Source organism: Burkholderia sp. HI2500 (genome assembly GCF_002223055.1).
GTDB lineage: Bacteria > Pseudomonadota > Gammaproteobacteria > Burkholderiales > Burkholderiaceae > Burkholderia.
Genome location: NZ_NKFL01000004.1, coordinates 440074 through 459219, shown reverse-complemented (window position 1 = coordinate 459219; position 19146 = coordinate 440074). Strand labels below are relative to the sequence as shown.

Sequence of the window (19146 nt, the reverse complement as noted above, 5' to 3'; positions counted from 1 at the left end):
ACGGAGGTAGCGTCGGGCGGTGCGCGGGTGGCGTCGCGATCATACGCCGGTTCGCGCGCGGCGCGGCATGCGCAATGCAAAGGCTTGACCCGGTGCTCGCCCGGCTCAGAGTGATGCAGTCAGCCGGCCGATACCGAGGGCGGCCGGCGGCGCTCCGGCTGGCCGCCTCCCCGCCTGATCAGCTGTCCGGATCGTCCTGCGCGACCGGAATGTCGTCGGCCGCGAAATAGACCGGCTTGCCGAGCTGTCTTGCAAGACCGACGTCCGTGTCCGCCCCGCGCGACGCGCCGTCGATGCGCAGCACCACATCGCAGCGGCGCAGCAGCCGGTGCGCGGCCGGATACAGGAACGTCTCGCTGATCGCGTCGCCGACCTGTCGCGACCCGGCCGCAACGGCGAGCGGCAGCGAAACCCATTCGCCGATCATCGGCACGTGTCCGCGGCGATACACGGCAAGCGCCGCCGCCTCCAGCCGGTGCAGGTTCGCGGCGATGCGAGCAGGGTCGCCGTCCGTGCCGCTGCGATAGGGGCCGGCGACCAGCACGAGCAGCGGCGTCATGCCGTGCGCGCGCCGGCGGTTTCCCGCAGCGCGACGTACTGGAGCAGCATGATCGTCTTCGCATCGACGATCTCGCCGCGCTCGATCGCGTCGAGCGCTGCCTGCAGCGGCATCTCGACGACCTCGAGATCCTCGCCCTCTTCCGCGACGCCGCCGCCGTCGCCGGTGCGCAGCGACGCATCGTATTCGCCGACGAAGAAATGCAGCTTCTCCGTCACCGAGCCGGGGCTCATGAACGCCTCGAACACCTTGCGCACGCCGCGCACGCGATAGCCGGTCTCCTCCTCGGCCTCCGCGCGGATGCGCGCTTCGGGCGTCGCGTCGTCGAGCAGGCCGGCGGCGGCCTCGAGCAGCATGCCGTCGTGCCCGCTGACGAACGCCGGCATCCGGAACTGCCGCGTCAGCAGCACGTCGCCCGTCCCGGCGTTGCGCAGCAGGATGGTCGCGCCATGGCCGCGATCGTACGTCTCGCGGCTCAGGCGCTGCCACGTTCCGTCGCGGCGCAGGAAATCGAACGTCACCTTCTTCAGCACATACCAGTCATCGGACAGCACCGTCGTCTCGACGATGCGGACACGGTCTCGCGTTGCAGCCATCCCAGCCTCCGGTTCGACAAAAGACGGCGCCCATGGTAGCGTGCATATTCGTGCAACTTCAAGAAAATTCGTGCAACCACGATGCTGACGACACAACGCAAGAAAGCGATCCTCGACGCACTCGCGCGCGACGGCCAGGTGCTGGCAGTCGAACTGAGCGCGCAATTCGGCGTGTCCGAAGATACTGTCCGCCGCGACCTGCGTGAGCTCTCGGCCGAAGGCCTGCTGCAGCGCGTGCATGGCGGTGCGCTGCCGGCGTCGCCCGCCGTTGCGCCGTTCGCGCAGCGCGAGGCGCTCGAGACGGCGGAGAAGCGGCGCGTCGCGCGGCGGGCCGCGGAGATGATCGCACCCGGCCAGGTAGCGATCGTCGACGGCGGCACAACCTCGGCGCTGCTCGTCAGCCAGTTGCCGGCCGATCTGCGCGCGACGATCGTCACGCACAGCCCGAGTGTCGCGGTGGCGCTCGCCGCGCATCCGTCGATCGACGTGATCCTGATCGGCGGGCGGCTCTACAAGCATTCGATCGTGGCCGTCGGCGCGGCGGCGATGGAGGGCATTGCGCGCATTCATGCGGACCTGTACTTCATGGGCGTCACGGGCGTGCATCCGGTCGCGGGGCTCAGCACCGGCGATTTCGAGGAAGCGGCGATCAAGCGCGCGCTCGCCGAACGCGCGGCCGAGACGGTCGTGCTCGCGTCGCAGTCGAAGCTGCGCGCGGCGTCGCAGTTCGTGATCGGCGAGCTCACGCTGGCGCATACCGTCGTGGTCGAAAAGGAAACCGACGCCGCGCTGACGAAGCCGATCGAGGCGGCCGGGGTGACGGTCGTGCGCGCGTAGCGGCGAAGGGTTGCGTTCACGCGAATGCGCGGGATGCGCTGATGCGTTGATGCTTGATGTTTGATGTGCTGATGTGCTGGGCCGATGGATGAACTGAGTGCACCGGAATGCACTTGTCGACTCGGCCGAAGGCTTTCATCACATCGCCGCCGAGCCCCTGTCAGCGTGCTGACAGGGTCCGCTTGCTAACATGGGTGACCGCCCAACCGCCACGCACCGCCCACCGATGCCGCCGCCCTCCTCCGCCGCTTCACCTGCACCGCCAGCAGGCGACGCGCAGCCGCCCGGCGTCCTCGCGCTGTTCATCGCGTTCTCGCAGATCGGCCTGACCAGCTTCGGCGGCGGGCTCAGCGGGCGGATGATGCGCGACTTCGTCTACGAGCGGCGCTGGCTCGACGAGGAGGCGTTCCTCAACGGCCTCGCGCTGTCGCAGGCGCTGCCGGGCGTCAACGTGAAGAACCTCGCGATCTGGATCGGCTACCGGCTCGCCGGATGGCGCGGCGCGGTGGCCGGCTTCACCGGCATCATCGCGCCGCCCGCCGTGCTGATCGTGCTGTTCGGCATCGCATTCTCGACCCTCACGCGCTTTCCGCTCACGCACGTCGCGCTCGCCGGCGCGGCAGCCGCGGCGATCGGGCTGTCGATCTCGATGGCGATCACCGCCGTGCGCCGATTGCCGCGCCGCACGTTGCCGTTCGCGGTAATGGCGCTCACGTTCGTGTCGGTGGCCGTGCTGCACTGGCCGCTCGTGTGGACCGTGCTGGTGGGCGGCACGCTGAGCGTCGCGCTCGAATACCGCCGCGCGGCCGCAACGCCGGCCGGGAGCGACACGCGATGACCGCAATGCAACGCTACGCCGCGCTGTTCGGCGTGTTCGCGCCGCTGTCGATCGCGACGATCGGCGGCGGACAGGCAATCATCGCCGACATCCAGCGGCAGGTCGCCGACGTGCATCACTGGATGAGCGCCACGCAATTCGTGAACGACTTCGCGATCGCACGGATGGCGCCGGGCCCCGGCTCGCTGCTGGCCACGTTGATCGGCTGGCAGGTCGCCGGCTTCTGGGGCGCGGTGATCGCGACGCTCGCGCTGTTCGGCCCGACCGCGTTCCTGATCTACGGCGTCGCGCATCTGTGGCGGCGGCACCAGGACGCACGCTGGCAGATCGCGCTCGAGGCCGGCCTGCGCCCGGTCGCGGCGGGCATGATCCTCGCGTCGGTGTGGGTGCTGCTGCAGGCGCTCGACGGCGGCTGGGCCGCACGGGCAATCGCGGTTGCGTCGACGCTGTGCGTGATTTACACGCGCATTCACGCGCTGCTGCTGATCGCGATCGGCGCGCTGTTGCTCGTCGGCGTGCACGCGCTCGGCATGTGACGCGCGGCGACGCGGCACGCGACGGCGGCCGCGCATGACGCAACCGATACCTGCGCAACGACACGCGCGCGTCCGCATGCTTTTCACCGCTCGCGCGCCCCGCTCGCACACCCTATCGCCTAGACGCCGCGAAACACCGGCGCGCGACGTTCTGAAAACGCACGCAACCCTTCGTCGAAATCCGCGCCTTTGCACGCTTGCCGGCGAAGCTCGGCAATCCGTTCGACCGCATCGGCCGGCAACGGCCGCGCGTCCTGCAGCACGCGCAACTGCTCCTTCACGGCGTACACCGCGAGCGGCGCCTTCGCGGCGATCGTGCGCGCGACGTCGAGCGCCGCATCGTCGACGCCGCGCGCGTCGGCCAGCCGGTTCACGAGCCCGTGATGCGCGGCACGCTCCGCATCGAGCGGCTGCGCGCAGAAGAACATCTCCTTCAGCACGTGGATCGGCAGGTTGTCGTAGAAGCGCAGCAGCCCGCTCATCGAATACGGCAGGCCGATGTTCGCGGGCGTCATCGCGAAACGCGCGTCGCGCGCCGCGACCACCAGGTCGCAGCTCATCACGAGATCGACCGCCCCGCCCCACGCCGAACCCGACACCGCCGCGATCACCGCGCCCGGATAGGTCCGCACGCGCCGCAGCGCCCGTTCGAGCGGCTTGCCGTAGGCGAGCGGATCGCGATCGTCGGCCAGTTCGCGCAGGTCGTGCCCCGCGCTCCACACGTCGCCGTTGCCGTCGTTCGACAGGATCACGACGGGTGGCGGACGCTGTTCGGCCAGTGCATCGAGGTGCGCCACGAGTGCATCGAGCAACGGTGCATCGAGCGCATGCCGTCGCGCCGGATTCGCGAACCGCACGCGCGCGATCCGCTCGCCGACCCTGTCGACCGTCACGTTCGACGCCCCTTCGTGTTTCGTCGTGTCGCTCATTGCACGGCCTCCGCCACCGCTTCCGCCTGGAAGATCGCGCGCTCGGCCAGCAGCGCGTCGATTGCGTCGTCGCCGTAGCCGGCTTCGCGCAGCACGTCGACCGTATGCTCGCCGAGCAGCGGCGGCGCATGACGCGTGCGCGGCGCCGGCATCTCGTCGCCCATCCCGCCGAGCGGCGTGACGACCTGGCGCAGCGTGCCGAGCGTCGGATGCGCGACCGGCTCGACCAGCCCGCAATGCGCGAGCTGCGGATCGTCGAACACTTCGTCGAGCGTGTTGATCGGCCCGGCCGGCAGTCCGGCTTCGACGAAACGCTGCGTCCATTCGCGCTTGCCGCGCGTGCGCAGCCGGCTTTCGAGCAACGCTTTCAGTGCGTCGCGGTGTGCGACGCGCGCATCGTTGGTCGCGAAGCGCGGATCGTTCGGCAGCTCGGGCAGGTCCAGCAACTGGCACAGCCGCAGCCACATGTCGGTCGTGATCGGCGCGAGGTTGAGCGGCCCGTCGGCCGTCTCGAACACGCCGTACGGCGCGATCACCGCATGCGCATTGCCGGTGCGGCGCGGCACGTCGCCGAGGCTCAGGTAGCGTTGCCCGTGCACGCTCAGCAGCGAAACGAGGCTTTCGAGCAGCGACGTGCCGACATGCTGCCCGCGCCCGGTGCGCTCACGCTCGTAGAGCGCCGCCATCACGCCGGTCGCGACCCACATCCCCGAGCTGAGATCGCCGATCGCGGTGCCCGTGCGGGTCGGCTCGCCGTCGGGAAAACCGGTGAGGCTCATCAGCCCCGCATAGCCCTGCGCAATCTGGTCGAAGCCCGGCCAGTCACGCAACGGGCCACGCGGGCCGAACGCGGTGACGCTGCCCATCACGAGCCGCGGATCGCGCGCACTCAGCGCGGCATAGCCGAGCCCCATCGCGTCCATCGTGCCCGCCTTGAAATTCTCGATCACGACATCGGCCTGCGCGATCAGCCGACGCACGACGTCGAGGCCGGCCGGCTGCCGGAAATCCACGCAGATGCCGCGCTTGTTGCGATTGCAGGACAGGTAGTACGTGCTCACGCCGCGATCGAACGGCCCCCATGCGCGGCTCATGTCGCCGTGCGGCCCCGACTCGACCTTGATCACGTCGGCGCCGAGATCGGCGAGCACCATCGAGCAGAACGGCCCCGACAGCGCGCGGCTCAGATCGACGACCTTGATTCCTTGTAATGCCTGCATTCCGGACTCCTGATATTGATGACGAGGTGTGGCGTGTTGGCGGACGATCGCGGCGTGCCGCTCATTCGGGCAATGTCTGGTGACGCGTTTCGACCGCGAACGGCAGAATCAGGATGCCGAGCCCGAACACGGCCGCGGTCCATGCGACCGGCACGCCGAGCGATCCGTAGCCGTGTATCGCGGCGCCGAGCAGGAAGTTCACGCCCGCGCCGATGAAACGGCCGACCGACGCGTTGAACGCGAACGCGGTGGCTCGTACGCGCGTCGGGTACTGCTCGGGCAGCCATAGCGAGAAGATCGCGAAATTGCCGCCGAAGAAACCGAGGAACGCCAGCGACACCATGAACGCCGCGAGCCCGTTCGGCTGGTAAAACGCCCAGCCGAACGCGAACACGATCGATGCGGCCATGCCCGCGAAATACACGCCGAGCGCCGTGCGCCGGCCGAGCCGTTCGGACAGCCACGGCGCCACCAGGCAGCCGACGATCGTCGCGCACGACAGGATCGCCGCGCCGATCGATGCGAGCCGCATCGCGCCGATGTGGTCGATGCCCGCACGCGCCGCCAGCGTGCTGACCGCGCTCGCCTCGTACACGGAGCCGGCCCACAGCCCGACGATCGCGACGCCGACGAGGCTCGCGCTCGTCACCGTGCGGCGCAGGAAGGCCGGCGCGAAGATCTCGCGCAGCGGATGGGCGCGCCGTGCGTCGGCCACGTCGCCGTCGCGTGCGTCATGCCGGCGCCACTGGCCGGGCTCCTTCACGCGCATCACGGTGAACACCGCGAGCAGCGCGGGCGCGAGGCCGCACAGGAACATCGCGCGCCACCCGTAGGTCGCACCGATCGTGTAGTTCAGGCACGCCGCGATGAAGAAGCCGAAGTAGTAGCCCGTCTGCAGGTAGCCGGCGCCCATCTTGCGGCGGTCTTCCGGCCAGCTTTCGGCGACGTAGGTACCCGCGAGCGCCCATTCGCCGCCGACGCCGATCCCGGCGATCAGCCGGCACGCGGCCAGCGCCCACACGTCGTGCACGAACGCGGCCGCGCCGGTGAACACCGAGTAGATCAGGATGCTCGCGGCGAGCGTGCGGACGCGGCCGAAGCGGTCGGCGAGCGGCCCCCAGATGAACGACAGCCCCCAGCCGATCAGGAACAGCGCGAACAGGATCGAGCCGTACATCCCGAGATTTGCGGGCGTCGCCGCGATGCCGGACGCCGGCAGCAGCTCGGTCAGCGCCGGAATCAGCACCAGCGCGTAGATCACCGAATCCACGCCGTCGAGCACCCAGCCCGCATACACGGCCCAGAAGCCCTTGACCTGCTCGCGCGTGAGCGGCGTGCGCCGCGGCTTCGCGCCGGCCGCCGGCGCGTCGATCGCCTTGAACATCTTCGTCTCCTTGCCGGCGGGGCCGGCGCTTTTGCCGCGTCCGGTCCGGGATGGCCGGGAGGCTGGCTCTTTTGTGAGACGAGTATAGAAACACCATCGATCGGGGAAAAATATGATATTCATCTCGCTCGATCAGATTCGCTTATGGCTCGAATCGGGAGGGGCGACGATGGACTTGAGGCAGTTGCGCTATTTCGTGAAGGTCGTCGAATGCGGCAACGTCACGCATGCGAGCGAGGCGCTGCATGTCGCGCAGCCGGCGGTCAGCCAGCAGATGCGCAATCTCGAACAGGATCTCGGGATGCAGCTGCTCGAACGCAGCGTGCGCGGCGTCGCGCCGACCGCCGCCGGCCGCACGCTGTACCAGCACGCGCTCGAGCTGCTGCGCCAGGCCGACGGCACGCGCGAGCTGCTGCGCCGCGACGCCGACACGCCGCAGGGCCGCGTGACGGTCGGGATGCCGTCGAGCACCGCGCGCGTGCTGGCCATCCCGCTCGCCCGCGCGGTGCGCGACCGCTTTCCCGGCATCATGCTGGAGCTGATCGAGGCGCCGAGCGCCGATCTCGACACGCTGCTCGAACGCACGCGGCTCGATCTCGCGATCGTCGTCGACGCGGTCGACACGCGCGGCATCGCGGTTCACCGGCTGCTGACGGAAACGCTGTACCTGATCACGTGGCCCGGGTTCCCGGTGCCGGACGATCCGGTGCCGCTCGACGCGATCGCGCAGATGCCGCTCGTGCTGCCGAGCGCGCCGAACACGATCCGCAATCGCGTCGACTGGGCGATGCGCGAGGCCGGGCTGTCATACGAGATCAGCTTCGAGGCGAGCTCGACCGGCCTGCTGTTCGCGGCCGTGATGGCGCAGCTCGGCGTGACGATCCTGCCGTGGACGGCCGCGCACGTCGAGATCGAGGAGCGCAAGCTCAAGCTGTCGACGGTCGCGCACCGGCTGTTCGCGCGCGACCTGTCGCTGTGCTGGCACGATACGGCGCTCGTCAGCAACGCGGTGCAGAAGGTGAAGGCGGAGATCGTCCGGCTGTTCGACACGCTCGGGCAGCGGCCCGAGTGGGCATTGACAACGCCCCCGGGCGCCCCTTAACGTTTCGTTCATCGTAACCCTCACCGGTTCAGCTTAAGAGGTTGTCGGCCCACTCGTGCTCGACACCTCTGCCTTCACCGAAGGCCTGCTGCTTGGCGCCGCGCTGTTCACGTCCGTCGGCCCCAAGGACGCTTTCGTCATCAAGCGCTCGATCTCGAGCCCCCATCTGCTTTCCATCGCCCTCGTCTGCGCAGGCAGCGACGCACTGCTGATCGTGCTCGGTGCGCAGGGATTGTCGTCGTTGCTGTCGCGACATCCCGGCGTGGTATCGGCCGCGCTTTGGGCCGGCATCGCGTATCTCGCCGGCTATGGCCTGCTTGCGCTGCGCTCGGCGATCCTGCGACGACAGCCCGAGCACGTCGACGGTCCGGGCACGGACAGCGAATCCACGCGCTCGCGCACGGTACTCGCGACCGCCGCCGTCTCGCTGCTCAATCCGTATGCGTGGATCGACACCGTGCTGCTGCTCGGCACCGTGATCGTGAGCCACGCGTCCGCCGCACGCGCGCCGTTTGCGATCGGCGCGATGACGGCTTCGCTCGCCTGGTTCCTGATGCTCGCGTATGGCGCACGCGCATGCCGCGCATGCCGCGCGTGGTTCGCCCGCACGCTCGCATGGCGCATGCTCGATTGCTTCGTCGCGGCGATGATGCTCGGCTTCGCGGTGCGTTTCGCGATCGATGCACTGCGGGCGTCAGCGGCCCGATAACGTGCGAAACACGTCGTGCGCGCCGGCATGCAGCTCGAAGCCGATGCCCGGCGCTTGCGGCACGCGTGCGTATCCGGCGTCGACGCTTGCGCCATCGGCCAGTCCGCTGAACGGATGAAACGCGAACGGACTGACTTCCGCACCGCCGAGCCCGAGCGCCGCGACGACGTGCAGCGAGAACAGGTGGCCGCCATGCGGCCAGAACGCATCGCGCCGCCAGCCGCGCGATGCGAAGTGTTCGACGATCTGCAGATAGCCCGGCAGCCCGTAGCCATGCACCGGATCGAACACGAGCACGTCGCGCTCGGGCCGCAGGCCGCCGTAGCGGTCGAGCAGCTTCGCTTCCGCGAGCGAGAACAGCGCCTCGCCGGCCGCGATCGGCGGTGCGTAGCGCGTGGCGATGTCCGCCTGGAGCGGCAGGTCGAGCGGATCGCAGATATCCTCGAACCACCAGAGATCGAACGGCGCGAGCATCGCGGCGGCCGCATCGACCGTTGTCGCGTCATACGTGTTCATCGCGTCGACCGCGAGATGCGAACTGTCCGCTAATTGCCTTGCGGCTGCTTCGATGCGCCTGCGGTCCTGATCGAGATCCGCGCCGCCGATCTTGATCTTCGCGTGCGTGTAGCCGAGATCGGCAATGCGGCGCATTTCGTCCGACAGACGCGCGAGATCGTCATGCGGATAGCGGTAGCCGCCGCCGGCGTACACACGCACGCGTGGTGCGGCCGTCCGTTCAAGTCGGTCGGCGAGAAAGCGAGCGAGCGGCACATCGGCGATCTTCGCGGCGGCATCCCAGATCGCCATGTCGAGCGTGCCGACTGCGACACACCGTTCACCGTGCCCACCCGGCTTCTCGCCGGCCATCATCGCGCGCCATGCGCGGAACGGGTCGAGGTTCGTGCCGGCCTCGTCGGCAAGTGAGTCGGCGGCGGCCAGCAGGCGCGGCGCGAACCGTTCGCGAATCAGGTCGCCCTGCGCGAAACGGCCGATCGACGCGTAGCCGTAGCCCGTCACCGGGCGGCCATCGCGCACGACGTCGGTGATGACCGCGACAACGCTCGTCGTCAGGCCGCCGGACGGGATCGCCGGGTCGGCATAGCGGGACACGGGAATCGCTTGTTCGTGGATCGCGGTGATGCGCATGGCCGGGGTTCCGAAGGTGGCAGCCGAGACGCTGGCAAACGACGTACGCGATGCGGCCGCAACAGTGGGCGGACCGCTGCATCATAGGCGCTGTCGCCGCAGGCTGCAGGCGTGCGCTACCGGGGCGGACGATCGCGCTGCAGCCGCTGCGTGATCGCCGAGAAGTCGGCCTGGATCACGGCGAAGATGAACGCGGTCGACATCCCGAACAGCAGCACGCCGCACGACGATTCGATCGCGCCGAGCATTCGCCAGTTCGCGGCGGGCACGATGCCTGACGCGCCCCGCGTCGACATCGCGTCGATCGAGAAGAACAGCGCATCGCTGAATGAACCGATCGCACCGACCTGCACGAGCGTCGCGCCCCACACGATCGCCTCCAGCGTATGCAGCAGCCCGAGCGCGATGCAGATCAGCGCGATGATGCCCGTCACCTGGCGCAATTGTTGGTGGATGTCGTCGCGGCGCACGTCGAGCGCTTCGCGGAGCCGGCGCGCGACGACCGCCAGGCCGACCATCGCCGCGGTGTGCACGAGGATCGTGGTCATGCCGAGCAGGATGCCGATCGTCCAGCTTTCCATGGGAGGCCTTTGGGGTCGGGGGCGGCAGCGGGGATGGGCGGAAGATTAACACCGGCGCCGCGCAATGGCGCGGGCGGGTGGCAATGGGTTTCCGGCGGCCGCACCGGGCGCGACGTCGGGCCATGCAATCGGCACGCTCGGCACTTCCGGCCCTTTCGGGAACGACGCTTGATATGTGCGCGTGCTCAGCCTCGCTGAAAGAAACGCGGTCATGCTCGGCGAGCTGTTTCCGAACCGGAACGCGTTCTATTGAGCCGGAATCCTCCGCTTGCCCTCCCGGCTCCAGGAACCGGGAAGGGATCGAGCGACGCAGGGACGCGTCGATCGGGTCGACCGGCCCGCTCAGGCAAAGACGAAGTACTTGCGCACCGTTTCCACCACTTCCCACGTGCCTTTCATGCCGGGTTCGATCACGAACACGTCGCCGGCCTTCAGGTGCACCGCCTCCTCGCCTTCCGGCGTGATGATGCAGTAGCCGTCGAGAAAGTGGCAGTACTCCCATTTTTCGTAGTTCACCTCGAACTTGCCCGGCGTGCAGATCCAGGTCCCCATGATCTTGCTGCCGTCCTTCGAGAGGTAGGCGTTCAGGTTCACGGTGTGCGGATCGCCGCCGATACGCTTCCACTTGGTCGCATCGAGGACCGGGGTCGGGCAGGTTTCGCGCAGAACGGTGATGAAATCGGACATGTCGGCTCCAGACTAACGATCGTGTAAGAGGCCTGTCACGTTAGTTCGAAAGCTTCGCGGGGACTTGTATGCTTCCGACGCGGACTCGTCTATTTTCGACACCGGCCTGCGAGCCGGTGCGCCGCCGTTCGTTCGGCTCCGCGTTGCACCGACGAACCGCTTCCAGCCGATCCTTTTTGACGACCATTTCCGGCAGCGCCACCGCACCTCCCTCGCGTCGTGCGGGCCTTGAAGCCACCGCCCAAAACAGCCCACTTGCCACATCTCGGCCAAACCCTGTAGAATTGCGCGTTCTGCGGGCGTCGTATAATGGCCATTACCTCAGCTTCCCAAGCTGATGACGTGGGTTCGATTCCCATCGCCCGCTCCACTTTCCGGCTGCATCGCAGCCTGCGCATGAGCCGCCTCGTCGAAGGCGGCTTTTTTGTACCATGTGCCGGTTCCCCCGGCGCACTGCTGCGCGCAACGGGCCCTCGCCCGCAACCGAGCCTTTCTCTGTCACCGATGATGCACGACGATCCGAACGAAGCCGGCCTGCCGCCGCACGACGACGCCATTCCCGATGAAGCCGCCGAAGGCGCCGACGCAGTCAATCCGCTGCACCACCGCCGCATCCGCAGCTTCGTGACGCGCGCCGGCCGCGTGTCGACCGGCCAGCGCCGCGCGATGGACGAACTCGGCCCGCGCTTCGTGGTGCCGTATGCGCCGGAACTGCCCGACTGGAACGCGGTGTTCGGCCGCAGCGCACCGCGCATCCTCGAGATCGGCTTCGGCATGGGCGCATCGACCGCGGAAATCGCCGCGAACCGCCCCGGCGACGACTTCCTCGGCGTCGAGGTGCACGAACCGGGCGTCGGCGCGCTGCTGAAGCTGATCGGCGAGCAGGATCTGTCGAACATCCGCATCATCCAGCACGACGCGGTCGAAGTGCTCGAGCACATGCTCGCGCCGGAAAGCCTCGACGGCGTGCACATCTTCTTCCCCGACCCATGGCACAAGGCGCGCCACCACAAGCGCCGGCTGATCCAGCCGCCGCTCGTCGCGCATCTCGCGTCGCGCCTGAAGCCCGGCGCGTACATTCACTGCGCGACCGACTGGCAGAACTACGCGGAACAGATGCTCGACGTGCTCGGCGCGGAGCCGACGCTCGAAAACACGGCCTCCGACTACGCGCCGCGCCCCGACTACCGCCCGGTGACGAAGTTCGAACGGCGCGGGCTGCGGCTCGGCCACGGCGTGTGGGACCTGGTGTTCCGCAAGCGCGCAGGCTGAGCCCTCCCGCCGAGGCGGCGCACGCCGCCCTGCTCCGGACAAGAAAAAGCCCGACCGGCCTACGCCGATCGGGCTTTTTTCATGGAAGGCGTGCCCGCCTCCGTGTTCGCGTCACGCCCAGTTCAGCCAGCCGCTGTACCCGACCAGCAGCACGAACAGCCCGAACGCGATCCGGTACCACGCGAACACCGTGAAATCGTGCGACGCGACATAGCGCAGCAGCCAGCGCACGCATACGAACGCGCTGACGAATGCCGCGACGGCGCCCAGCACGAACAGGCCGAGCGAATCGACGGTGAACGCCTGCCAGTCCTTGACGGTTTCATAGAGCGTCGCGCCGAAGATGATCGGGATCGCGAGGAAGAACGAGAATTCGGTGGCGACGCGCCGGTCGAGGCCGAACAGCATCCCGCCGATGATCGTCGAGCCCGAGCGCGACATGCCGGGAATCAGCGCGAAGCACTGCGCGATGCCGACCTTGAGCGCGTCGAGCGGCGTCAGTGCATCGACCGACACCACGCGCGGCGGCTCGCTGCGCTCGCGCTGCCGCGCCTCGGCCCACAGGATGATCGCGCCGCCCACGACGAGCGCGAACGCAACGGGGACCGGCGAGAACAGCACGGCCTTGATCTTCTTCTCGAACAGGAGGCCGAGCGCAATGGCGGGAATCGTCGCGATCACGACGTTCAGCGTGAAGCGCCGTGCGTCGGGCCGGCTCGGCAGCCCGGACACGATGGACGCGATCCGTTGCCGGTATTCCCAGCAGACCGCGAGGATCGCGCCGAACTGGATCACGACGTCGAACGTCTTCGCGTGTGAATCGTTGAAATTCAGGAAGCTGCCCGCGACGATCAGGTGACCGGTGCTCGACACCGGCAGGAATTCCGTCAGCCCCTCGACGACGCCGAGGATCAAAGCCTTGCAGATCAGGATCCAGTCCATCCGTGGCCCAACTCCGAAATGGTCGAATGAATGGGCCACTCTTCCGCGCGCGGCCCCCCTCCGGCCGAGCGCGGTGCGTCGTCACTTTTCGACGATTGCCACGCGTATGCCGTTTGTAAGAATCGTAATTGTACCGGGTTCGTAGTTCACCCCGGCAAATTGCAGTTGTTCGGGCTTGAACGTGTAGATCGGATAGTTGGTCAGCAACTGCGTCGCGAGCAGGCCCGCGGCCGCGCCGACCTGCTGCGCGTACATCTGCGCGTCGCCGTCGAGCGCGAGGCTGTCGACGGCCGGCGACCTCAGCACGACCGAGCGGCTCGGCGCGTCGTAGGCCAGTTGGCCCGACACGGTGAACTTGCCGCTGACGGGCGCACGCAGGAACGGGCTCACGAAATGCGCGTCGAGCTGCACGGCCACGCGGTTCTGATCGGGCAGCAGGTTGACGGCCGGGTTCGCGAGCGACACGTCGACGACCTGCGCGACCGTCTTCTGGTACGGGAACTTGCGCGCGACGGCTTTCTGCACGTCACCGCGCGAGAAGGTGTAGTGATCGGGGATGAACGGGAACGTCGACGCACACGCGGCAAGCGAAAGCGTCACGCCGATGGCGCCGACGGTTGCGGCGAGAAAACGGCGCCGGCCGGGCGCGCAAGGTGCGGTCATGCTGAACACTCTCCTGGTTGCGACGGCCGCGTCGCGGCCTCGAGACGCGTGAGCCACGCGAGCGCATCGTCGCGCGACGCGCCGCACATGTCCGCGGCCGGCTGCAGCCCGGAGCAGCACGCGGGCCGCTCGGGGCGGCCGAAGATCCGGCAGCGCAGATCGTCGCCGAGCTGCACGCAGCGCACGCCGGCCGGCTTGCCGTCGGGCATGCCCGGAATCGGGCTGGAAATCGACGGCGCGATGCAGCACGCGCCGCAGCCCTCGCGGCACGCATGCGGCGGCGGGACATCGGCGGGTGCCGGGCGGACAGGCAATTCGACGGACACTCGGCTCTCTCGAACGAACAACAAAAAACGGTGCGGCAACCGGACGCGGTGCCGGCAGCCCTACCCCGCATTGTGCCATCGCCGGCTGCGACGTTATTACACAATGCAGCCCAATCGCGCGTTTATATACTCGAAAGCATCTAAAAAAGCGCGAGACCGTCATGCATTCTGGTTCTGCCGACACCTTGTTCCGTCCCGATTTGCTCACGAAATACGGCGCGAACGGGCCGCGCTATACGTCGTATCCCACCGCGCTGCAGTTCCGCGACGATTTCGACCCGGCCGACTACGTGCGTGCGGCAACCGACCCCGGTGCATCGTCGAGCGAGCTGTCGCTGTACTTCCACATCCCGTTCTGCAACACCGCGTGCTTCTACTGCGGCTGCAACAAGATCGCGACCAACAACCATCGCCGCGCGCGCCCGTATCTCGACCAGCTCAAGCGCGAGATGGCGCTGCAGGCCGCGCTGTTCGATCCCGCGCGCCCGGTCACGCAGCTGCACTGGGGCGGCGGCACGCCCACCTTCCTGTCCGACGACGAAACGGCCGAGCTGATGGCGGCCACCCGCGAGCACTTCATGCTCGCGCCGGATGCCGACGCCGAATTCTCGATCGAGATCGACCCGCGCACGGTCACGCCCGCGACGCTCGTCCATCTGCGCAACATCGGCTTCAACCGGCTGAGCCTGGGCGTGCAGGATTTCGATCCGGTCGTGCAGCGGGCGATCAACCGCATCCAGCCGCTGGCGATGACGGCCGACCTGCTCTCCGCCGCGCGCACGACGGGCTTTCATTCGGTAAGCGTCGACCTGATCTACGGGCTGCCGCACCAGACCGTGTCCGTGTTCGCGCGCACGCTGGAAACGATCATCGAACTCGCACCCGACCGGCTGTCGGTGTTCGGCTACGCGCACATGCCGCACCTGTTCAAGATGCAGCGACAGATCGACGACGCGACGCTGCCGCCGCCGGAAACGCGCATCGCCTTGCTCGGCCTCGCGATCGACATGCTGACGTCGGCCGGCTACGTGTATATCGGGATGGACCACTTCGCGCGGCCGTCCGACGAACTCGTGCGGGCGCAGAAGAACGGCACGCTGCAGCGCAATTTCCAGGGCTACAGCACGCGCGCGGATACCGACCTCGTCGGGTTCGGCGTGTCGTCGATCGGCAAGGTCGGCGACGTCTACGCGCAGAACGCGAAGGACCTGCCCGCGTACGGCACCGCGCTCGACGCGGGCCGGCTGCCGATCGCGCGCGGCGTGCGGCTCACCCCCGACGACCGGCTGCGCCGCGACGTGATCACGCAGCTGATGTGCAACCTCGACCTGCCGTTCTCGCACGTCGAGGCCGCGCACGGCATCCGCTTCGCCGATCATTTCGCGCGCGAACTCGACGCGTTGCGCCCGTTCGAGCGCGACGGGCTGCTGACGATCGCGGCCGACCGCCTGACGATCCATCCGGCCGGCCGGATGGTCGTGCGCAACATCGCGATGGCATTCGACGCGTATCTCGGCCAGACGCCGCAGCAGCGCTACTCGCGCACGGTCTGAGCCCGACGGGCCCGGCCGGCCGCACGCGGGCGGCCGGTTTGATACAGTGTGGGGCTTACGCCCCGCCAGATTCCGCACGATGCGCACCACCAAAGCGACCCACGCGGTCGAACGCCTGAAGACCCGCTCCGGCAATCCGCAATTCGCGGCCGTCGCGATGGCGGGCGGCCTGTTTTATCTCGTCGACCGCTCCGGCGGCACCGCCGAAAAGCGCTGCGAGCCGCTGCCGCTCGACGAGTTCGTCAAGTTCGTCGACGAATTCGGCCCCAAAAAACCGCGCAAGGCGAGCAAGCTCGACCTCGCGTTCGAGGCGCAGATCAAGAAGAGCAAGGGGTAAAGGTCTGTTGCAGGCCTCCTGAAGGCTTCGCGGCCGCCCCCTTTGGTACAATCACGAAGTTTCTCTATCCCCGCTGATGGCCGACGAGGCTGCGTGACCACACCATGAATATCGAAAACGCGCGTTTCAACATGATCGAACAACAGATCCGGCCGTGGGACGTGCTGGATCTCGACGTCCTGGGCCTGCTGTCGATCGTCAAGCGTGAAAACTACGTTCAGGCCGAATACCGCGATCTCGCGTTCGCCGACCTCGAACTGCCGCTGCCCGGCGGCAACGGCAAGATGCTGTTCCCGCGCGTCGAAGCGCGCGTGCTGCAGGAGCTGACGGTCAAGAAACACGAGAACGTGCTCGTGATCGGCGCCGGCTCCGGCTACCTGGCTGCGCTGTTCGCGCACCGCGCGCAGCACGTGACGGCCGTCGAGATCGATCCGACCAACGCGAAGTTCGCGGAAGACAACCTGCGCAACGACGGCGTGACCAACGCGGAAGTCGTCCTCGGCGACGGTTCGCGCGGCTGGGCCGGCAAGGCGCCGTACGACGTGATCTGCGTGGCGGGCGGCCTGCCCGTCGTGCCGCAGGAAATGCTCGAACAGCTGAAGGTCGGCGGCCGCCTCGCGGCATTCGTCGGCGGCCGTCCGGTGATGAAGGCGCAGATCATCACGCGCATCGACGACAAGCAGTACCGCGTCGCCGACGTGTTCGAAACGTACATCGACCACCTCGTCAACGCGATCGAGCCGTCGCGCTTCAAGTTCTGAGCGGCGGAGCCACCATGCAGATCCTGACGGCCGCGATGCTCGCGGAATGGCTCGGCGACAAGGCGCGCCCCGCGCCGGTCGTGCTCGACGTGCGCGAACCGTGGGAAATCGCGACCGCGCATATCGCCGGCAGCGTATCGATTCCGATGCAGCAGATTCCCGCGCGCAGCGAAGAGCTCGACGACGAAGCGGAAATCGTCTGCGTGTGCCATCACGGGATGCGCAGCGCGCAGGTCGCGATGTTCCTCGAATCGCGCGGCTTCACGAAGCTGTACAACCTGCAAGGCGGAATCGACGCGTGGTCGCGCGACGTCGATCCGGCCGTGCCGCGCTACTGATCCTGCCCGCAGCGCATCACGCGCCGCCGCGCCGATCGGCACCCTGCCGCCGGCCGCACTGATCCCCCCAACGGGCACGCATCGCGTGCCCGTTTCTCTTTTCCGCTCCGGTTCATCACTTCAACGGCACCGTGCTGCGCCCGCGCCCTGCCTGCGCGGTGCGAAGTCATGGTGCACGACGGTGCCCGCACCGCGTGCAGGTGCGGGCACCGGAACGGGGAACCCCGACCGTGCACCATTTGCGCCCGTGAACCTGCACCGCGACGGACCGCGCATGCTGCACGACGCGTCATGCGCACCGTCCCGACGCCCCGCACCGCCCCGCGCAGGCACGCCGGACGTGCATCCGCACGACTGGCACATGCCTTGCGTTACTCGTTGGCCGACGCCTTCACGGCGCGCATATCCAACACGACAAGGGGATCCCGATGAAACGTCGCAGTCTGTTGAAGTTCGGTTCGATGGCCGGCGCACTCGCGCTCGCGGGCAAGAGCCCGTTCGCTCATGCGGCTGACGCGGGCACCGGCCCGATCAAGGTCGGCATCCTGCACTCGCTGTCGGGCACGATGGCGATCTCGGAGACGTCGCTGAAGGACACCGCGTTGATGACGATCGCCGACATCAACAAGAGCGGCGGCGTGATGGGCCGCAAGCTCGAGCCCGTGGTGGTCGATCCCGCGTCGAACTGGCCGCTGTTCGCGGAGAAGGCGCGCCAGCTGCTCACGCAGGACAAGGTTGCCTGCGTGTTCGGCTGCTGGACGTCGGTGTCGCGCAAGTCGGTGCTACCGGTGTTCGAGGAACTGAACGGCCTCCTCTACTACCCGGTGCAGTACGAAGGCGAGGAAATGTCGCGCAACGTGTTCTATACGGGCGCCGCGCCGAACCAGCAGGCGATCCCGGCCGTCGAGTACCTGATGGGCGCGGAAGGCGGCGGCGCGAAGCGCTTCTTCCTGCTCGGCACCGACTACGTTTATCCGCGCACGACCAACAAGATCCTGCGCGCGTTCCTGAAATCGAAGGGCGTGAAGGACGCGGATATTCAGGAGGTCTACACGCCGTTCGGCCATAGCGACTATCAGACCATCGTCGCGAACATCAAGAACTTCTCGCAAGGCGGCAAGACGACCGTGATCTCGACGATCAACGGCGACTCGAACGTGCCGTTCTACAAGGAGCTCGGCAACCAGGGGATCAAGGCGACCGACGTGCCGGTCGTCGCGTTCTCGGTCGGCGAGGAAGAGCTGCGCGGGATCGACACGAAGCCGCTCGTCGGCCACCTCGCCGCGTGGAACTACTTCATGTCGGTGAAGAACCCGACCAACACGAAGTTCAAGGACCAGTTCGCCGCGTGGGTGAAGGCGAACAACCTGCCGGGCGGCGCGAAGCGCGTGACCAACGACCCGATGGAAGCGACCTACGTCGGCATCCACATGTGGAAGCAGGCCGTCGAGAAGGCGAAGAGCACCGACGTCGACAAGGTGCGCGTCGCGATGATCGGCCAGACGGTGGCCGCACCGTCGGGCTTCACGCTCGCGATGGACGGCAACCATCACCTGCACAAGCCGGTGATGATCGGCGAAATTCGCGGCGACGGGCAGTTCAACGTGGTGTGGAAGACCAAGACCGCGGTGCGCGCGCAACCGTGGAGCCCGTTCATCGCAGGCAACCAGGGCAAGCCGGACATCGTCAGCTCGATTCCGGCGTTCCTGCGCCGGCAGCGCGCGGCGCTCGCCTGATGCCGGGCGGCGCGTCGCGCTTCACGCGCGACGTGCCGCTCGCACGCCGATGCCGAACCCGATGCGCCGGCCCCACTTGCCGTGACGAACCGCA

At 67.9% G+C, this 19146-nt stretch carries 22 protein-coding genes and 1 tRNA gene; 12 read left to right on the top strand and 11 right to left on the bottom strand.

Going from position 1 to position 19146, the window contains the following annotated elements:
• Positions 1-178: 178 nt before the first annotated feature.
• The gene (locus CFB45_RS04635; RefSeq protein ID WP_089424709.1) at positions 179-559 is read right to left on the bottom strand and encodes a DUF4406 domain-containing protein; all 381 of its coding nucleotides are present in this window, start codon (positions 557-559) and stop codon (positions 179-181) included.
• Positions 556-1155 (bottom strand): NUDIX domain-containing protein, encoded by a 600-nt coding sequence (locus CFB45_RS04630; protein ID WP_089424708.1) that lies wholly within the window; start codon positions 1153-1155, stop codon positions 556-558. The genes CFB45_RS04635 and CFB45_RS04630 overlap by 4 nt, the downstream gene beginning before the upstream one ends.
• An 81-nt stretch (positions 1156-1236) precedes the next feature.
• Between CFB45_RS04630 and CFB45_RS04625 the strand changes: the two genes are divergently transcribed.
• The 3 genes from CFB45_RS04625 (at position 1237) to CFB45_RS04615 (ending at position 3366) form a co-directional block, all read left to right on the top strand.
• Positions 1237-1992, top strand: a complete 756-nt coding sequence (locus CFB45_RS04625; RefSeq protein ID WP_089424707.1) for a DeoR/GlpR family DNA-binding transcription regulator — start codon at positions 1237-1239, stop codon at positions 1990-1992.
• 226 nt (positions 1993-2218) lie between these two features.
• Positions 2219-2830, top strand: a complete 612-nt coding sequence (locus CFB45_RS04620; protein WP_089424706.1) for a chromate transporter — start codon at positions 2219-2221, stop codon at positions 2828-2830.
• On the top strand, positions 2827-3366 hold the full coding sequence (locus CFB45_RS04615; protein ID WP_089424705.1) for a chromate transporter: 540 nt from the start codon (positions 2827-2829) through the stop codon (positions 3364-3366). Before CFB45_RS04620 ends, CFB45_RS04615 begins: the two co-directional genes overlap by 4 nt.
• 119 nt (positions 3367-3485) lie before the next feature.
• On the opposite strand, the gene scpB is transcribed toward CFB45_RS04615, so the two are convergent.
• The 3 genes from scpB to CFB45_RS04600 all read right to left on the bottom strand — a co-directional run bounded on the left by scpB (position 3486) and on the right by CFB45_RS04600 (position 6899).
• Positions 3486-4295 (bottom strand): methylmalonyl-CoA decarboxylase, encoded by an 810-nt coding sequence (gene scpB, locus CFB45_RS04610; RefSeq protein ID WP_089424704.1) that lies wholly within the window; start codon positions 4293-4295, stop codon positions 3486-3488.
• Positions 4292-5515, bottom strand: coding sequence for a CaiB/BaiF CoA transferase family protein (locus tag CFB45_RS04605; protein WP_089424703.1), 1224 nt, complete (start codon positions 5513-5515; stop codon positions 4292-4294). The genes scpB and CFB45_RS04605 overlap by 4 nt, the downstream gene beginning before the upstream one ends.
• 61 nt (positions 5516-5576) lie before the next feature.
• Positions 5577-6899: an MFS transporter gene (locus CFB45_RS04600; RefSeq protein ID WP_089424702.1), complete on the bottom strand. Its 1323-nt coding sequence runs from the start codon at positions 6897-6899 to the stop codon at positions 5577-5579.
• A 169-nt stretch (positions 6900-7068) separates the two neighbouring features.
• Between CFB45_RS04600 and CFB45_RS04595 the strand changes: the two genes are divergently transcribed.
• Both CFB45_RS04595 and CFB45_RS04590 read left to right on the top strand, forming a co-directional pair.
• Positions 7069-8001 (top strand): LysR substrate-binding domain-containing protein, encoded by a 933-nt coding sequence (locus CFB45_RS04595; protein WP_089425860.1) that lies wholly within the window; start codon positions 7069-7071, stop codon positions 7999-8001.
• 55 nt (positions 8002-8056) lie between these two features.
• Entirely contained in the window at positions 8057-8710 is a 654-nt protein-coding gene (locus CFB45_RS04590) for a LysE/ArgO family amino acid transporter (RefSeq protein WP_089424701.1), read from the top strand.
• Here the strand turns inward: CFB45_RS04590 and CFB45_RS04585 are convergent.
• From CFB45_RS04585 to CFB45_RS04575, 3 genes are all read right to left on the bottom strand, one after another.
• Positions 8696-9856 (bottom strand): mandelate racemase/muconate lactonizing enzyme family protein, encoded by a 1161-nt coding sequence (locus CFB45_RS04585; RefSeq protein ID WP_089424700.1) that lies wholly within the window; start codon positions 9854-9856, stop codon positions 8696-8698. The genes CFB45_RS04590 and CFB45_RS04585 overlap by 15 nt on opposite strands.
• Before the next feature lie 116 nt (positions 9857-9972).
• On the bottom strand, positions 9973-10437 hold the full coding sequence (locus CFB45_RS04580; protein WP_089424699.1) for a hypothetical protein: 465 nt from the start codon (positions 10435-10437) through the stop codon (positions 9973-9975).
• 342 nt (positions 10438-10779) lie between these two features.
• Positions 10780-11124, bottom strand: a complete 345-nt coding sequence (locus CFB45_RS04575; protein ID WP_006752094.1) for a cupin domain-containing protein — start codon at positions 11122-11124, stop codon at positions 10780-10782.
• Between the two features lie 295 nt (positions 11125-11419).
• Between CFB45_RS04575 and CFB45_RS04570 the strand changes: the two genes are divergently transcribed.
• Positions 11420-11494 (top strand) — tRNA-Gly (locus CFB45_RS04570).
• 134 nt (positions 11495-11628) lie between these two features.
• Positions 11629-12396, top strand: coding sequence for a tRNA (guanosine(46)-N7)-methyltransferase TrmB (gene trmB / locus CFB45_RS04565; protein WP_089424698.1), 768 nt, complete (start codon positions 11629-11631; stop codon positions 12394-12396).
• A gap of 111 nt (positions 12397-12507) precedes the next feature.
• On the opposite strand, the gene CFB45_RS04560 is transcribed toward trmB, so the two are convergent.
• From CFB45_RS04560 to CFB45_RS04550, 3 genes are all read right to left on the bottom strand, one after another.
• Entirely contained in the window at positions 12508-13338 is an 831-nt protein-coding gene (locus CFB45_RS04560; RefSeq protein WP_039367732.1) for an undecaprenyl-diphosphate phosphatase, read from the bottom strand.
• Between the two features lie 81 nt (positions 13339-13419).
• Positions 13420-14001 carry a DUF1439 domain-containing protein gene (locus tag CFB45_RS04555; RefSeq protein WP_071334060.1) on the bottom strand — a complete coding sequence of 194 codons (582 nt, stop codon included), beginning with the start codon at positions 13999-14001 and terminating at the stop codon, positions 13420-13422.
• The gene (locus CFB45_RS04550) at positions 13998-14327 is read right to left on the bottom strand and encodes a YkgJ family cysteine cluster protein (RefSeq protein WP_254600200.1); all 330 of its coding nucleotides are present in this window, start codon (positions 14325-14327) and stop codon (positions 13998-14000) included. The genes CFB45_RS04555 and CFB45_RS04550 overlap by 4 nt, the downstream gene beginning before the upstream one ends.
• Positions 14328-14488: 161 nt before the next feature.
• Between CFB45_RS04550 and hemN the strand changes: the two genes are divergently transcribed.
• The 5 genes from hemN to urtA all read left to right on the top strand — a co-directional run bounded on the left by hemN (position 14489) and on the right by urtA (position 19052).
• The gene (gene hemN, locus CFB45_RS04545; RefSeq protein ID WP_089424697.1) at positions 14489-15880 is read left to right on the top strand and encodes an oxygen-independent coproporphyrinogen III oxidase; all 1392 of its coding nucleotides are present in this window, start codon (positions 14489-14491) and stop codon (positions 15878-15880) included.
• Positions 15881-15959: 79 nt separating this feature from the next.
• A complete protein-coding gene (locus CFB45_RS04540; RefSeq protein ID WP_006488573.1) occupies positions 15960-16217 on the top strand; it encodes a hypothetical protein in 258 nt (85 codons plus the stop codon).
• Between the two features lie 104 nt (positions 16218-16321).
• The gene (locus CFB45_RS04535) at positions 16322-16978 is read left to right on the top strand and encodes a protein-L-isoaspartate O-methyltransferase family protein (protein ID WP_089424696.1); all 657 of its coding nucleotides are present in this window, start codon (positions 16322-16324) and stop codon (positions 16976-16978) included.
• Positions 16979-16992: 14 nt separating this feature from the next.
• Positions 16993-17316, top strand: coding sequence for a rhodanese-like domain-containing protein (locus CFB45_RS04530; RefSeq protein WP_089424695.1), 324 nt, complete (start codon positions 16993-16995; stop codon positions 17314-17316).
• A 428-nt stretch (positions 17317-17744) separates the two neighbouring features.
• Positions 17745-19052 carry an urea ABC transporter substrate-binding protein gene (urtA, locus tag CFB45_RS04525; RefSeq protein WP_089424694.1) on the top strand — a complete coding sequence of 436 codons (1308 nt, stop codon included), beginning with the start codon at positions 17745-17747 and terminating at the stop codon, positions 19050-19052.
• The last annotated feature ends 94 nt before the right edge of the window (positions 19053-19146 follow it).